Source organism: Aeromonas sp. 102P, from assembly GCF_051920345.1.
In the GTDB taxonomy this organism is placed as follows: Bacteria; Pseudomonadota; Gammaproteobacteria; order Enterobacterales; family Aeromonadaceae; genus Aeromonas; species Aeromonas veronii.
Genome location: NZ_JBQBCZ010000001.1, coordinates 2,013,610 through 2,027,547 on the forward strand (window position 1 = coordinate 2,013,610; position 13,938 = coordinate 2,027,547).

The following is a 13,938-nucleotide window of genomic DNA, read 5'->3' on the forward strand; positions in this document are numbered from 1 at the left end:
CGCACACCGGCCATGGCCGGTTGGAAAGCATTGAGATGCCCCATGTTGTTCCTCACTAGACTTGGTGTCGGGAGACTGCTGCCAATCTCGCTATCTTTCCCGGGGGTGATCCGGCCTCGTTTATGGGTTTGTTCACTGTCTAAAAAAGAACCGATGCCATTGTTTTACATCGGTTCTTTCAGTGGCGGCGCATTGTGCATTTGCAGGGCCCCCTTGACAAGAAAAAAAGGGGGCAAAATTGCATTTATTTGCACAGGTGAGTGGTCACTTTCCTGCTGGTCAGGCCAGCACGGCCTCCAGTGATTTTTCAAGGAGTTGCAGCCCCTCGTCAATCACTGCCGCAGGGGCTGTCAGGGGGGCAAGAAAACGGATGACATTTGCGCGCACCCCGCATGAGAGCAGGACCAGACCGCGTTTGCCCGCCTCGGCCACCAGACGTTTGGTGAGGTCGGGATCGGGCTGGCTGGCATCACGGCGTTTCACCAGCTCCATGGCCACCATGGCACCGGGGCCGCGAATTTGACCTATGCAGTCAAAACGCTCGGCTATGCGTTCCAGCCCCGCCTTGATCTGCTCCCCCTGATCCAGCGCTTTCTGGTTGAGTTTTTCCTCGTCGATCACTTGCAAGACCGCCAGCGCGGCGGCGCAGGCGATGGGGGAACCGGCATAGGTGCCACCCAGGCCCCCCGGTTTGGCCGCGTTCATGATCTCCGCCTTGCCCACCACCGCCGAGAGAGGGAAGCCCCCCGCCAGACTCTTGGCCAGGGTCATGATGTCCGGCTCGATGCCGGCATATTCGGTGGCGAAGGTCTTGCCGGTGCGGCAAAAACCGCTCTGGATCTCGTCGCAGATGAGCAAAATACCGTGCTGGTCGCAGACGCTGCGCAGCTTCTGCATAAAGCTCGGGGAGGCGGGATAGAAGCCCCCTTCGCCCTGCACCGGCTCGATGATGATGGCTGCCACCCGGCTCGGCTCGATATCGGCGCTGAAGCAGAGCTCGAGGGCGTGCAGGGCATCCTCTTCACTCACCCCGAGATAATCGGCGGGGAAGGGGATGTGGTAGACCTCGCCCGGGAAGGGGCCAAAGCCGGTCTTGTAGGGCACCACCTTGCCGGTGAGCGCCATCCCCATCATGGTGCGGCCATGAAAGCCCCCCTTGAAGGCGATGGTGCCGCTGCGGCCGGTGTGGGCGCGGGCAATCTTGATGGCGTTCTCGACCGCCTCGGCGCCGGTGGAGAGAAACAGGGTGCGTTTCGGCGTCGGGCCGGGCACCAGGGCGTTGAGCTTCTCGGCAAGCTCGATATAGCCGGGGTAGGGGGTGACCTGAAAGCAGGTGTGGCTGAACTTTTCCAGCTGCTTGCGCACCGCCGCCACCACTTTGGGGTGGTTGTGGCCGGTATTGAGCACGGCGATGCCGGAGGCAAAGTCGATGTAGCGGTTGCCCTCCACATCCCACAGCTCGGCATTTTGCGCCCGGTCGATAAAGACCGGCAGCAGGGTGCCAACGCCGTTGACCACTGCTGCTTCGCGGCGCGCTTGCCACGCTTTGTTTGATTCTGACTGACTCATCTTTCCTCCCTGAGGGGCCGCAGCCCCCGATATTCCCTGAAAATGTGGCAGGCGTTTTGGCGCCCATCACCGCCGATCAGCCCATCGAGCCAGATCGGCGGCGCCTTGTCTCTCTGTTGCTGCCCTAGCGAATGGCGCCAAAGCAGAGGTATTTGGTCTCCAGATACTCCTCCAGCCCCTCGGCTGCACCCTCCCGGCCCAACCCCGACTCCTTGATGCCGCCAAAGGGAGCCAGCTCGGTGGAGATGATCCCCTCGTTGATGCCGACCATGCCGTACTCCAGCTGCTCGGCGACGCGCCACACCCGGGCGATATCGCGGCCATAGAAGTAGGCGGCCAGGCCATAAGGGGTGTCGTTGGCAATGGCGATGGCTTCGGCTTCGCTCTCGAAGCACACCAGCGGGGCGACCGGGCCGAAGATCTCCTCCTGCAGGATGGGGTTGGTTTTATCCACCTTGCCCAGAATGGTGGGGCGGTAAAAAAGGGGACCGGCGGGGTGAGCTTCGCCCCCCAGCAGCACTTCGGCACCGGCGGCGACCGATTGCTGCACCAGATCGGCCACCTTGCTGGCGGCAGCCGGGTTGATGAGCGGGCCGATCTGGGTGCCCTCCGCCATGCCATCTCCCACCTTGAAGGCGGCGACGGCGGCAGTCAGCTTCTCGGCGAAGGCGTCGTAGACACTGGCCTGCACCAGAATGCGGTTGGCGCAGACGCAGGTCTGCCCGGCGTTGCGGTATTTGGAGGCGAGCGCCCCAGCCACGGCGGCATCGAGGTCGGCGTCGTCAAAGACGATAAAGGGGGCGTTGCCACCCAGCTCCAGCGACAGCTTCTTCATGGTGTCGGCGCACTGGCGCATCAGCAGTTTGCCGATGCGGGTGGAGCCGGTGAAGGAGAGCTTGCGCACCACCGGATTGCTGCACAGCTCGTTGCCCACCGCGCTCGCCTGATGGCTGGTGACGATATTGATGACACCGGCGGGGATCCCTGCCTGCTCGGCAAGCAGCGCCAGCGCCAGCGCGCAGAGCGGCGTCTCGGCGGCAGGTTTGATGACGATGGTGCAACCGGCTGCCAGCGCCGGGCCCGCTTTGCGGGTGATCATGGCTATCGGGAAATTCCACGGAGTGATGGCGGCGACCACGCCCACCGGCTGCTTGATGGTGGCCAGCCGGCGATCGCCGCTAAAGCCCGGGATGGTGCGGCCATAAGCGCGCTTGCCCTCCTCGGCGAACCACTGGATAAAGCTGGCGCCATAGGTCACCTCGCCCTTTGCTTCCGCCAGCGGCTTGCCCTGCTCGCAGGTCATGATACGGGCCAGCTCGTCGCTGTGGGTTGTGATGGCGGCAAACCAGGCGTAGAGCTTGTTGCTGCGCTCCTTGGCAGTCAGTGCCGCCCAGGCGGGTTGCGCCGCGTGGGCGACCGCGATGGCGCGGCGGGTATCCTCGGCATCCATGTCGGGCACCTGGGTAATGACAGCCCCGCTGGCGGGGTTGGTGACCTCGAAGGTGCGGCCGCTGGCGGCCTCGCACCACTGTCCATCTATATAGGCGCGGGATGTGATCAAGCTGGAGTGGGATGTTGTTCCTGACATGAGAAGCCTCGAGTGTGGGTCAGAGCAGCTGGTTGCCGGAGTGAGCCGACCCTTCCTGCGCCGCTGCCGTATAAAATAATAAGCACAGGAAGACCATAATTTGAGCTGAAATGTTTTTCAAGTGTTAAATATATTTGAATTGCTGGGGGGCGCCATGCTAGAAAATGGGCTGTGTAGCGCGCTTTCTCCGGTTTGCTTGCAGGCTGCAAGTGGGCAGATGACCGGGGGATGGTAAATCAGGTGTGCAAAATAATGAACGGTTTCGCTGTGTAACATAGTGAACGGCAAGGGAAAGCTGGTCGGCTATTTTAACCAGCAGGGTAAACGGGCTGCGCCTGATCCGATGCGATCACGCGCAAGCAGGAGAGGCTGATGATGCAAGGATGCAGATATGGCGCAGCAGGGGGCTTGTCATGAGCGGGCCACAGAGCCGGGAGGGCGTGGCTCGACCATTGGGTGCGGCTGACGCCGGGGCGCGCACCATGGGGGAACGGCTGGCGGCGGTGCGCCATCAGCTGGGGCTCTCCCAGCGGCGAGCGGCCGAGTTGAGCGGCCTGACTCATGGCGCCATCTGCATGATCGAGCAGGACAAGGTGAGCCCCTCGGTCGCCTCCCTGCAAAAGCTGCTCACCATCTATGGCCTGCCGCTGTCGCGCTTTTTCGCCGAGGAGGAGAGCCGCACTCCGGAGGTGGTGATCAAGGCGGATCAGCTGATCGAGCTGGGCAGTCAGGGGGTCTCCCTCAAGCTGGTGCACAACGGCAACAACCGCCGCCAGCTCGGCTTTATGCTGGAGACCTACCCCCCCGGCACCGACACCGGCGGTCAGGTGACCCATCAGGGGGAGGAGGTCGGCACCGTGCTGGAGGGGTCGGTGATCCTGACAGTGGCGGGCCAGAGTTATCAGCTGGAGGCGGGCGACAGCTATGTGATCGACACCGGCGAGCCCCACAGCTTCAGCAATCCGTCGGGGGAGACCTGTCGCATCGTCAGCGCCCACACCCCGGCGAGCTTTTAATCCTGACAGTAGTTTGGCAACCGAACCGGTAAGGAAACAGGGATCATGACCGAACATGTAAACAGTTATTATGCAGCCAGCGCCAATAAACACGCGCCCTACCCGACATTGACCGAACAGCTGGAGTGCGATGTCTGCGTCATCGGTGCGGGTTATACCGGCCTCTCCAGCGCGCTGCATCTGGTAGAGAAGGGCTACAAGGTGGTGGTGCTGGAGGCCGCACGAGTCGGCTTTGGCGCCAGCGGCCGCAACGGCGGCCAGATCGTCAACTCCTACAGCCGCGACATCGACACCATAGAAGCGAACTGCCCGCCGGATCAGGCCAGGCTGCTCGGTTCCATGCTGTTTGAGGGGGGCCAGATCATCCGCGAGCGGATCAAGCGCTACAACATCCAGTGCGATCTGCAGGAGGGGGGCGTCTTTGCCGCCGAGACCGAGAAGCAGCTGCACGAGCTTAAATCCCAATATGCCCGCTGGCAGAAGTGGGGCAACGACCAGCTGGAGCTGCTCGATGCCAAGGGGGTGCGCGAGGTGGTCGCGAGCGATCGCTATGTCGGCGCCCTGCTCGACAAGAGCGGCGGCCATATCCACCCCCTCAATCTGGCGTTGGGGGAGGCGGAAGCCATCCGCATCCAGGGGGGCAGATCTTCGAGCAATCCGCCGTCACCAGCATCACCCCGGGCCAGCCAGCCTTGATCAAGACCGCCAAGGGGGCGGTGAAGGCGCGCTTTGTGGTGGTGGCGGGCAATGCCTACCTCGGCAATCTGGTGCCGGAACTGGCCAGCAAGAGCATGCCCTGCGGTACCCAGGTGATCGCCACCGAAGTGCTGGGAGAGGAGCGGGCCCGTTCACTGCTGCCGCAGAACTACTGTCTGGAGGATTGCAACTACCTGCTCGACTACTATCGTACCTCCGGCGATCACCGGCTGCTCTATGGCGGCGGCGTGGTCTATGGGGCGCGGGATCCGGCGGATATCGAGCGGCTGATCATCCCCAAGATGCTCAAGACCTTCCCGCAGCTGGCCGACGTCAAGGTGGAGTACACCTGGACCGGCAACTTCCTGCTCACCCTGTCACGGCTGCCGCAGTTTGGTCGCATCGGCCCCAACATTTACTACATGCAGGGCTACAGCGGCCACGGCGTCACCTGCACCCATCTGGCGGGCAAACTGCTCTCCGAGGTGCTGAGCGGTCAGGCGGAGCGCTTCGATGCCTTTGCCAAACTGCCGCACTACCCCTTCCCGGGTGGCCGCCTGTTCCGTATACCCTTTACCGCCGCGGGCGCCGCCTGGTACACCCTGCGCGACCGGTTGGGGGTATAAGGGCTGCCCGGCGAGAAATATGGTCTGGTGCTGGCGACGATGCGAGCGCAGATGCCAGCACAAATGCCGAAAAACAGAAGGCCACCGCGAGGGTGGCCTTGTTTATCACGCTGCAGCGCGTTGTTTAGCTGTAGAAGGCTTCAACGGTGCCCTTGAGCTTGATCAGGATGGGCTGACCACGGCGATCCAGCGCTTTGGGGGAGGGGATCTTTACCCAACCTTCGCTGATGCAGTACTCCTCGACATCGGTGCGCTCTTTGCCGTTCAGGCGAATACCGATCGGGTGCTCGAAGCAGGCGGCCACATAGTGAGGGCTGCGGGGATTGCAGGAGAGGTGATCCGGCAGAGCCGGTTTGGTGCTGGTATCGCTCATCGATATAACCCGAAATGAATAAAAAGTGGGTCATTGTAGAGAATGCCGCCATGGCATTCAAGGCGGCCACAAAACAGGCAAAGCGTGCTCGCCATCGCTATGGGCGACCCGCTTATCGTTGCCAATGCATCACCAGCTCGGGGTGGCCGCTATGCTCGCACAACAGCTGCTCACCCTCTTTAAAACCGTTGCGGGAATAGAAGCGCCGCGCCTGCTCATTTTCGGCGTAGACCTTCAACTCGAGCCGGTCATATTGGGCTTTGAGGTGTTCGAGCAGTTGGCGACCCAACCCGTGTGATTGGTGAGTTGGGGAGATAAACAGGGCGGCAACAGACCCCTGATACCAGGAGATAAAGCCCAGTAGCTGTCCATCCTCCTCATAGACCCAGCTCTGGCTGGCGGGCAGATAGATGTCCCGCATCGCTGCCCGTTGCTCATGCCAAAAGGCGGTGGGAATAAAGTCGTGGGCTTGCACCGATGCCTGATACCAGAGCTCGACGGCGGCATCCAGATCGGTGGCGGATAATGGGCGGATCATAGTGGCCTCGACTGTGAAGAGTGGTCGCACGATATGCCCGATCCATGTCGTGTTATCGGGCATATCGTCTATCGCAGGCTGGCTACTATTTGCGGGTCAGCTTGTCGAGGTAGCCCATGGCGAATGCCGAGAGGACAAAGGTGATGTGGATCAGCAGGTACCACTTGATCTTGTCGTTGGGGAGATTTTCGGCATTCATAAACACCTTGAGCAGGTGAATAGATGAGATGGCGACAATGGAGGCGGCGACCTTGTTTTTCAGGGAGCCGGCATCGAGCTTGCCGAGCCACACCAGTTTGTCGCTCTCATCCCCGACATCGAGGCGCGAGACGAAGTTCTCATAGCCGGAAAACATCACCATCACGATAAGTCCCCCCACCAGGGTGATATCGATCAGCGACAGTGTGACCAGCACCAGATCCACCTCTTTCATCTCCAGTATGTTGGGCAGGATATGGAGGATCTCCTGAAAGAATTTCACTCCCAGTGCCAGCAGTATGAGGCTGAGTCCAAGATAAATGGGGGCCATGATCCAGCGGGATGCGTACATCAATCTTTCAAACATGTTTTCCATAGTGCGATTACAGGTCCATCAAATGGTTAACAAACGAGTCGGCCATAGCTTAACCGAGATGCCTCACATCTCAAGCATCTCGATAGCATATTGCTGAATTGGGTGGTGTCAGGCAGGAGTATTTAACCCTGGGTAGGGCAGTGCAGCGGGTGGCAGAGGGCCCGTGGTCGGGCCTATCTGGTGTCAGGGAAGATCCAGGGTAAAGCGGGCGCCGCCGAGGGGGGATTCATCGACCCGGATCTGGCCGCCATAGCTGTGGACGATTTCGGTCACCACCGCCAGTCCGATGCCCTGACCCGGCGAGCTGTCAGCCCGCACGCCGCGCTGGAAGATCTGCTCCGATTTGGCTGGGTCGATTCCCGGGCCATCATCTTCCACTTCGATGCGCAGCCGCTCGAGATGACGCGCACCGTCACCTTCACTTCGCTGATGGCAAACTTGCAGGCGTTGTCGAGCAGGTTACCCATCAGCTCCATCAGGTCGCCCTGTTCGCCGTGAAAGAGGGCGTCATCGTCGAACTTGAAGTGGGTTTGCAGCTTCTTGTGGCGATAAACCTTGGTCAGGCTGGCCAGCAGTTTTTCAATCAGCGGCACCGGCTCGGTGCCCTTGCTGGCAAGGCGCTGGCGGCCGGTCACGGCCCGTCTGAGCTGATACTGGATCATCTGATCCATGGTGAGGATCTGCTCGTTGATGTTGTCGTGGATCTCCCGCCCCAGCTTCACTTCGCGGGTGGTGATCTGGATCAGCGCCAGCCGGGTTTTCAGGCTGTGGGCGAGATCGTTGAGGGCGTGCTGGTAGCGCTGGGTCTGCTGGCGTTCGTTCTCCAGCAGCTGGTTGATGGAGTCGGTCAGCGGGGCCAGCTCCCGCTCAAAATCGCTCGAGAGGTCATCGCGCTTGCCGGCCCAGATATCGTCGATCTGACGGGCGATGGTGCGCAGGGAGCTGAGGCTCCAGAAGGTGGTGAGCAGCAGCAGCCCGGCCAGCAGCATATAGGCGAGCAGTGCCTGTTTGGCGGTCTGGTAGAGGTAGGTGCGGGACTCTTCGTGGTAGCGTTTGGCCGAGTCGATCATCACCACGTAGTAGGCGGTGGTGCCGCTGCCGGGATTGCGGATAAACCGCAGGCTGTAGACGAAGTAGCTCTCGCCGTTCTTGATGGTGTGCTTCTTGAAGAAGTAGTCGAGATCCATCCCCCCCAGATACTTCATCAGATCGCCGCAAATGGTCTGTTTGGCCTTGATCACCTCCGGCATATGGAGGCTCGACCAGACCAGATCGCCATCGGCGCGGCAGATCAGGGTATCGAGGTTGCGATCCCCCGCACCACGGGATATCCGCCCCAGCTCGACGTTCGACCCCTTGTCATCCGGCTCGGTGGAGGAAAACAGCTTGGCCAGGTTCTCCTGCATCCGGGCGCTGGCCTTCTGGGTCTGCTCCTCGACGTGGCCAAGATAGAGGGCGTAGACGGCAAACCCCATGATCAGCGCGATCACCAGCAGCGAGCTGAGCAGCAGTTTGATGTGCAGTGAGCTGCGGATCATCTTGATGGGGCGTGGCAGATGAAACTGCATCAGTTACAGGAGAGGTTGAAGATATAACCCTGACGCCGGATGGTGGAGATGGGTTGAATCGTCCCTTCCGGATCCAGCTTCTTGCGCAGGCGGCTCACCATCACCTCGATGGTGTTGGGGTCCCCCTCGCCGTCGCCGTAGAGCTGGTCGAGCAGTTGCTGCTTGGATACCACCTGACGGGCATTGCGCATCAGGTACTCCAGAATGAGGTATTCAAAGCTGGTTAGCACCGCCACTTCTCCGGCGATGGTCAGCTCCTTGCGGGAGAGATCCAGCTCGTAATCACCAGCCTTCACCTTGGGCGAGATAAAACCGGCGCTGCGGCGCACCAGCGCATTGAGTCGGGCCAGCAGCTCATCTTTCTGGAACGGTTTGACCAGATAGTCATCAGCACCTGCTTCCAGTCCTTCGACCTTGTCCTGCCAGTTGCCACGGGCGGTCAGCACAATGATGGGGAAGGGGATCTGCCGTTCGCGCAGTTGCCGGATCAGTTGCAGGCCGTCCATATCGGGCAGACCGAGGTCGATGATGGCCACATCAATGGGATAGTCGGCGGCGTAGTGCAGTGCAATCCCGGCCTGGTCGGTGCTGTAGACCTGATTGTCGGCTTCGGTCAGCAGAGAGGAGAGGTGGTGATTGAGCAGCTTGTCGTCTTCGACCAACAGAATTTTCATGATGTGAGCGGTCATAGGGATCCAGGCTGTCAATTAGAAAGTGTATGTCGCTTCGAGTCAATTCGAATCCTAATGCATCCCGGCTGTATCGGGACTGAATCAGCGGGACTTCAGAGTTCGCGCCAACTGGTCGTTTAACCATGGTCCGGGTTGTCGATGGCATGCTGGTCGGCAGCCATGTTGCGAAAGGTTTGATGTGATGAGATAGATGGCCGGGAGGCTGCTGGCGCGACTGCAACAGCGTGAGCGCAGCGACCTCCTCTATATTGTCTGGCTCTGCTGGGGGGCAGCCTTGCTGCTCTACGTGCTGGGGTCGCCCTGTTTTCTGTGGCCAGTGGCGCCGATGCCGCTGGTTCTGCTTGTGTGGTTGGTGGAGAGAGTTCGGATGTTTGGAAGAAACAAAGGTGGTGCGGCTACTGCGTCGGCGGGGGCCACCGTGATTGCAGCCGGTGCCCGCTTCAAGGGCGAGTTGCAGGTGGAGGGGGATCTGGAGGTGCGCGGTCAGATCAATGGCACCATCCAGCTCATCGGTGGTGTGCTGCGCATCATGCAGGGCGGTAGCGTTGAGGGAGAGGTGAGTGCGCCCCACGTGATCATCAATGGTCTGCTGGAAGGCACCTGTACCTCCGCCGAGGTGGAGATCCTGGAGAGCGGCAAGATGCAGGGGATCTTCAAGGGGGGCAGTCTCTCCATCTGCAAAGGCGGCAACTTTGTTGGCCAGTCCCAGCCCTCCGTGGCCGGCAAGGCCGATCCCGTGTTGCAAGCCTTGTCTGAAAACAGTTCGTCCGGGAGCAAGCCGCTGGAGAGCAAGAACAATGTGAAAAAGCTGCCGCACGAGCCGAAAGGCAAGCCGACCGAGGAGCTGGCCAAGCAGGCGTGATGCCATTTGCCAGCGGTGCAGATGACGGTTGTTCAGGAAAACAGAGAGGGGGCCATAACGGCCCCCTCTGCGTTTATCTGTCACCCGTTAGCTGCGGCGCGGCGGCAGCATATTGGTGAGGGTGTTGTCTTTGAGAATATGGTGGTGATAGAGGGCCGCCACCGTGTGCAGGCCGATCAGGGCGTAACCGATATTACCCAGGGTCTCGTGCACCTCCTTGATCAGCCCCTTGAGATCCGGACTTGGGGAGAGCAGGGCAGGCAGCTCAAGCCCGAAGAAGGGGATGGGCTTGCCCGCGGCGCTCAGCAGCAGCCAGCCAAACAGCGGGGTGAGAATCAGAAAACCGTAGAGGGCGAGGTGGGCCAGTTTTGCCAGCTTGTGCATGACCGGGGATAGCTCGGGCACGATACGGGGTGTCGGGCTCATCCAGCGCAGGGCCAGTCTGACAAACACCAGGGCGAAGATAAGCAGCCCCAGCATAAAGTGCCACTCCTTCATCAGATCCCGGCCAGGGTCCCCTTTGGGGAAGATATCGCGAAATTCGATCAGGGCGTAGACGGCGATCATGGCCCACAGGGTCAGCCAGTGCAGCCCGATATTCAGGGTGCCATAACGTTGTTCACTGTTCATCAGCATAGGTTTGTTCCTTCGAAGTGCTGTCACATCCGTGTGGCATCCCCGCACTCAAGCGTGTCGGGGCGAGGCCAGATCCTTTGGCGGCAATAGCAGAGCTAGCATGCTTGCTATACATCGGTAGCCTGCCGCTGGCATCAGTCAGAGAGGAGATGCCCTCTGCTGTCTGCATGGTATCACTGGCAACCGGGTGGATAGTCTGATCAATGCCACACAATTTACAGGCTCATTAAGCCCCTTGTGACGTGAAGAAGGCGTGAAATAGCATCAGTGATGTCGGCCCGCCCAGGTTCAGGCGGGCTCGATGGCCAGCACCACGCAATCCGGCTCGCTGATGCGAAAACGGACGTTGCAGTCAAACAGCCGCACCCCGTACTCCTTCTCATCGGGCTTGCCCTTCTTGTAGGCGGGGCGCGGATCTTGTGCCAGCACTTCGCTCACCAGCTGGCGCAGCTCGGGATGGGCCTTGAGCCAGGGTTGCAACTGCTGCTCTGCCTCGGCACTGAAGCTCACCGCCAGCGGCGGGGTGGGCGCGTCGGGGGCAAAACCACCACGGGCATCCGGCAGGCTGTCGGCATAGGGAATATAAGGCTTGATATCGACGATGGGGGTGCCATCGAGCAGATCCACCGCCCCCAGCTCCAGCCACAGCTTGCCCCGCTCACGGCCGATCCCGTGCAGCTCGACCACCGAGAGCCCTAGCGGATTGGGGCGGAAGGTGGAGCGAGTGGCAAAGACGCCGACCCGCTCGTTGCCGCCAAGGCGCGGCGGGCGCACCGTCGGGTGCCAGCCCTGCGCCATGGTCTGATGAAAGACGAAGCTGAGCCACAGATGGGAGAACTGCTCGATGCCGCGCAGCACATCCGGCTGATCGTAAGGGGGGAGCAGCTCGAGGCGGGCGCGGGCCGATTTGACCAGACCGGGCTGGCGGGGGATGACGAACTTCTCCTTGTAGGGAGAGCGGATGATCCCGAGGGTGTCGATTTCGAACTTCATGGCGGATCCTGACTGAAAACCCCGGCAATTTAGCACAGACAGCCCCAAAACGCAGGCTTGGCCTCGATACGCCCTTTTCTGTGGCGCTGCCGTGATCCCTGTCCCATCCCGGCCAGTCGGGGGCTGTGCCCGCGCGCCAAGTTGCGTAGGGTGGAGGCAACTGGCGTGTCAGGATGAAATGTGCGCACATGCGCCGAAGGGGGAGGGAGAGGGATGAAACTGCTGATTATCGGTGGCTCCGGCTTTTTGGGGCGCCACCTCACTGCGCTGGCACTGGATTGGGGCCATGAAGTGACCCTGTTCAACCGCGGCCTGCACCAGCATCCGGACTGGCGCGATCTGGTGCAGCTCACCGGCGACAGGGACAAGAGCCTGAGTGCCCTGCAAGGGGCCGGGTTGCAGTGGGATCTGGTCATCGACACCTGCTGCTATCGCCCCGAGCAGGCGGCAAGCCTCTCGGCGGCCTTGCTCGAGCGCTGCGCACGGCTGATCTTTATCTCCACCATCAGCGTCTATCGCGATTTCTCACTGCCCGGGATGGACGAGTCGGCGCCGCTGCACCCTATCCCCGAAGGGGAAATGCCCACTGACTATGGCCCCCTCAAGGTGTTGTGCGAGCAGGCGTATCGCGCCCGCTGGGGCGAGCGACTTTGCATCCTGCGCCCGGGCGTGTTGTGTGGCCCCCATGATCCTACCGGGCGCATGGCCTGGTGGATTAAGCGGGTGCAGCAGGGCGGGCCCTGGTTGCTGCCGGGCAGTGGCGAGGATCGCTTGCAGTATCTCGATGTGCGCGACTGCGCCGAGTTTGTGTTGCGCGCGGCCGAGCAGCAGTTGGGGGGCACATTCAACTTGCTCAAATCCGGTATTACCCTGAGTGACTGGCTGGAGCGGCTGAGCGCCCGGTTGCAGCCTGCTCGCCCCATCCAGCCTGAATGGTTGCCCTGGTCGACCCTGATGGCGGCCGGTATCGAGCCCTGGCAGAGCTATCCCACCCTGCTGCCCTGCGCGCAGGCGGAGTTTGCCGGTTACGGCTCTATAAGCGCTGAGGCGGCCATCGTTAAGGGGTTGAATTTCCGGCCGCTGGAGGAGACCGTCGCCGATCTTGCCCACTGGCTGGCCATCGAGCCTGCCGCCGGGGTGGCGGAACATGCCATGACTCAGGCCGAGGAGACTTCGCTGCGGCAGCAGTTGCTGGAGCCCAGTCTGCAATAAGAGAGGGGGCATCGAGCCGTTGCTACCGAGCGTGGCGCGGCAGGTGTGAATACAACGAGAGAGGGCATCCCGCGGGATGCCCTCTCTGTCTATTCATGCCTGATGGTTGCCGAATAGAGGCTGACGCGATTCCCCATCCCATCGCTGTCGCTCACCGAGTTAGCGAATGGCGGCCCCCGCGGCTACCAGCAACTCTTTCAAAATGGCGCGATGGCAGCGGGACTCCTGCTCGCAGTAACAGCCCACCGAGAGGTTGGTGGTATGAGAGAGGGCGGCCAGCAGCGCCAGATCATGCCTGGCGGCAGGTTGCGCCATCTCGGCCTTGTACTGTTTGCCAAACGCCGCCCACTGGGCGGGTGTCTCGGCTGCCTGCCCCAGCTTCATGGTCTCGCTGCTGGGGGCCAGATTGGGGAACCAGACATCGTACCAATGCTGGCTGGCAAATTCGCTCTTGGGTACGCCGCGGGGCGGGCGGCGCACCGTGCCGATCCGCAGCCCCTCATCGGGCAGGCGCGGGCTGCCAAGGCGAACGATAGCGAGGGTCATGACAGCGGGTTACTTCTCTTCGGCCACTTTCAGCGCCTGCCCGTAGCAGATCACCTGTCTCAGGCAGCCCGGGGTGTCGCTGAACTCGGCGCACTTGTCGATGGTGACGCCGTTGCCACCCATGTCGGCGGCACGGCGGCGGGCCAGGGTGCGCGCTTCACCGGCGTTGGGCACCGGCTGGTTGGCATCGGCCTGGCAGGATTCACCCTCGATGGTGCCGAGGTAGAGGTAGTTGAGGTCAGCCAGCTCATCCTGTTCATAGATGCGCACGCTACCGGGTTTGAAGTATTCGTCGAAGTTCTCTTTATCCAGATTGCTGTTGAAGGCGTAGTTGGCACAGCCGGAGGCAATCAGGGGCATCATCAGGATCAGGCGTTTCATCGTCTCGTATCTTGTGTCGGTGATGAGGACAGTAGAAATGCGCAGGCGCTCCATGTCGGCATCTTGTT

Annotated in this window: 13 protein-coding genes and 2 pseudogenes; 4 read left to right on the forward strand and 11 right to left on the reverse strand. The window is 61.2% G+C overall.

The genetic code is table 11. The features are described 5' to 3' along the window. Nucleotides 1-279 precede the first annotated feature (279 nt). Together gabT and ACTG1K_RS09695 are read right to left on the reverse strand one after the other, a co-directional pair. Nucleotides 280-1,569, reverse strand: a complete 1,290-nt coding sequence (gene gabT / locus ACTG1K_RS09690) for a 4-aminobutyrate--2-oxoglutarate transaminase (RefSeq protein ID WP_440005185.1) — start codon at nucleotides 1,567-1,569, stop codon at nucleotides 280-282. Nucleotides 1,570-1,693: 124 nt separating this feature from the next. After that, entirely contained in the window at nucleotides 1,694-3,157 is a 1,464-nt protein-coding gene (locus tag ACTG1K_RS09695; RefSeq protein WP_440005186.1) for an NAD-dependent succinate-semialdehyde dehydrogenase, read from the reverse strand. Between the two features lie 413 nt (nucleotides 3,158-3,570). Here ACTG1K_RS09695 and puuR point away from each other — a divergent pair, with 413 nt between their 5' ends. Together puuR and ACTG1K_RS09705 are read left to right on the forward strand one after the other, a co-directional pair. Then, on the forward strand, nucleotides 3,571-4,173 hold the full coding sequence (gene puuR / locus ACTG1K_RS09700; protein WP_201990823.1) for an HTH-type transcriptional regulator PuuR: 603 nt from the start codon (nucleotides 3,571-3,573) through the stop codon (nucleotides 4,171-4,173). A gap of 45 nt (nucleotides 4,174-4,218) precedes the next feature. Further along, nucleotides 4,219-5,495: pseudogene (locus ACTG1K_RS09705) on the forward strand (NAD(P)/FAD-dependent oxidoreductase). 124 nt (nucleotides 5,496-5,619) lie between these two features. Here the strand turns inward: ACTG1K_RS09705 and ACTG1K_RS09710 are convergent. The 5 genes and pseudogenes from ACTG1K_RS09710 to ACTG1K_RS09730 form a co-directional block, all read right to left on the reverse strand. Next, entirely contained in the window at nucleotides 5,620-5,868 is a 249-nt protein-coding gene (locus ACTG1K_RS09710; protein ID WP_005338226.1) for a DUF3297 family protein, read from the reverse strand. A 112-nt stretch (nucleotides 5,869-5,980) separates the two neighbouring features. Further along, on the reverse strand, nucleotides 5,981-6,406 hold the full coding sequence (locus tag ACTG1K_RS09715) for an N-acetyltransferase (RefSeq protein WP_440005187.1): 426 nt from the start codon (nucleotides 6,404-6,406) through the stop codon (nucleotides 5,981-5,983). Nucleotides 6,407-6,491: 85 nt separating this feature from the next. Continuing rightward, nucleotides 6,492-6,971, reverse strand: coding sequence for a TIGR00645 family protein (locus ACTG1K_RS09720; protein WP_227096060.1), 480 nt, complete (start codon nucleotides 6,969-6,971; stop codon nucleotides 6,492-6,494). 192 nt (nucleotides 6,972-7,163) lie between these two features. Further along, nucleotides 7,164-8,548 (reverse strand): annotated as a pseudogene (locus ACTG1K_RS09725) (ATP-binding protein). After that, on the reverse strand, nucleotides 8,548-9,222 hold the full coding sequence (locus ACTG1K_RS09730; RefSeq protein ID WP_040066247.1) for a response regulator transcription factor: 675 nt from the start codon (nucleotides 9,220-9,222) through the stop codon (nucleotides 8,548-8,550). Before ACTG1K_RS09730 ends, ACTG1K_RS09725 begins: the two are co-directional and overlap by 1 nt. 208 nt (nucleotides 9,223-9,430) lie before the next feature. On the opposite strand from ACTG1K_RS09730, the gene ACTG1K_RS09735 reads away from it, so the two are divergent. Next, complete coding sequence (locus ACTG1K_RS09735) at nucleotides 9,431-10,102, forward strand: bactofilin family protein (RefSeq protein ID WP_440005188.1); 672 nt, start codon at nucleotides 9,431-9,433, stop codon at nucleotides 10,100-10,102. A gap of 87 nt (nucleotides 10,103-10,189) precedes the next feature. On the opposite strand, the gene ACTG1K_RS09740 is transcribed toward ACTG1K_RS09735, so the two are convergent. Together ACTG1K_RS09740 and tsaA are read right to left on the reverse strand one after the other, a co-directional pair. Next, nucleotides 10,190-10,738 (reverse strand): cytochrome b, encoded by a 549-nt coding sequence (locus tag ACTG1K_RS09740; RefSeq protein WP_064341216.1) that lies wholly within the window; start codon nucleotides 10,736-10,738, stop codon nucleotides 10,190-10,192. 288 nt (nucleotides 10,739-11,026) lie between these two features. Beyond that, nucleotides 11,027-11,731 (reverse strand): tRNA (N6-threonylcarbamoyladenosine(37)-N6)-methyltransferase TrmO, encoded by a 705-nt coding sequence (tsaA, locus tag ACTG1K_RS09745; RefSeq protein WP_440005189.1) that lies wholly within the window; start codon nucleotides 11,729-11,731, stop codon nucleotides 11,027-11,029. A 213-nt stretch (nucleotides 11,732-11,944) separates the two neighbouring features. Between tsaA and ACTG1K_RS09750 the strand changes: the two genes are divergently transcribed. After that, a complete protein-coding gene (locus ACTG1K_RS09750; RefSeq protein WP_440005190.1) occupies nucleotides 11,945-12,943 on the forward strand; it encodes an NAD-dependent epimerase/dehydratase family protein in 999 nt (332 codons plus the stop codon). 159 nt (nucleotides 12,944-13,102) lie between these two features. Here the strand turns inward: ACTG1K_RS09750 and ACTG1K_RS09755 are convergent, their stop codons facing one another. Both ACTG1K_RS09755 and rcsF read right to left on the reverse strand, forming a co-directional pair. Continuing rightward, nucleotides 13,103-13,489 (reverse strand): DUF488 domain-containing protein, encoded by a 387-nt coding sequence (locus ACTG1K_RS09755; protein WP_335828445.1) that lies wholly within the window; start codon nucleotides 13,487-13,489, stop codon nucleotides 13,103-13,105. A gap of 9 nt (nucleotides 13,490-13,498) precedes the next feature. After that, a complete protein-coding gene (gene rcsF, locus ACTG1K_RS09760) occupies nucleotides 13,499-13,870 on the reverse strand; it encodes an Rcs stress response system protein RcsF (protein ID WP_041235016.1) in 372 nt (123 codons plus the stop codon). Between the last annotated feature and the right edge of the window lie 68 nt (nucleotides 13,871-13,938).

Coding starts and splice junctions, on each gene's coding strand:
- ACTG1K_RS09720 (WP_227096060.1), bottom strand. CDS start 6,971: ATGTTTGAAAGATTGATGTACGCATCCCGCTGGATCATGGCCCCCATT.
- ACTG1K_RS09715 (WP_440005187.1), bottom strand. CDS start 6,406: ATGATCCGCCCATTATCCGCCACCGATCTGGATGCCGCCGTCGAGCTC.
- puuR (WP_201990823.1), top strand. CDS start 3,571: ATGAGCGGGCCACAGAGCCGGGAGGGCGTGGCTCGACCATTGGGTGCG.
- gabT (WP_440005185.1), bottom strand. CDS start 1,569: ATGAGTCAGTCAGAATCAAACAAAGCGTGGCAAGCGCGCCGCGAAGCA.
- ACTG1K_RS09710 (WP_005338226.1), bottom strand. CDS start 5,868: ATGAGCGATACCAGCACCAAACCGGCTCTGCCGGATCACCTCTCCTGC.
- rcsF (WP_041235016.1), bottom strand. CDS start 13,870: ATGAAACGCCTGATCCTGATGATGCCCCTGATTGCCTCCGGCTGTGCC.
- ACTG1K_RS09695 (WP_440005186.1), bottom strand. CDS start 3,157: ATGTCAGGAACAACATCCCACTCCAGCTTGATCACATCCCGCGCCTAT.
- ACTG1K_RS09730 (WP_040066247.1), bottom strand. CDS start 9,222: ATGAAAATTCTGTTGGTCGAAGACGACAAGCTGCTCAATCACCACCTC.
- ACTG1K_RS09735 (WP_440005188.1), top strand. CDS start 9,431: ATGGCCGGGAGGCTGCTGGCGCGACTGCAACAGCGTGAGCGCAGCGAC.
- ACTG1K_RS09740 (WP_064341216.1), bottom strand. CDS start 10,738: ATGCTGATGAACAGTGAACAACGTTATGGCACCCTGAATATCGGGCTG.
- tsaA (WP_440005189.1), bottom strand. CDS start 11,731: ATGAAGTTCGAAATCGACACCCTCGGGATCATCCGCTCTCCCTACAAG.
- ACTG1K_RS09755 (WP_335828445.1), bottom strand. CDS start 13,489: ATGACCCTCGCTATCGTTCGCCTTGGCAGCCCGCGCCTGCCCGATGAG.
- ACTG1K_RS09750 (WP_440005190.1), top strand. CDS start 11,945: ATGAAACTGCTGATTATCGGTGGCTCCGGCTTTTTGGGGCGCCACCTC.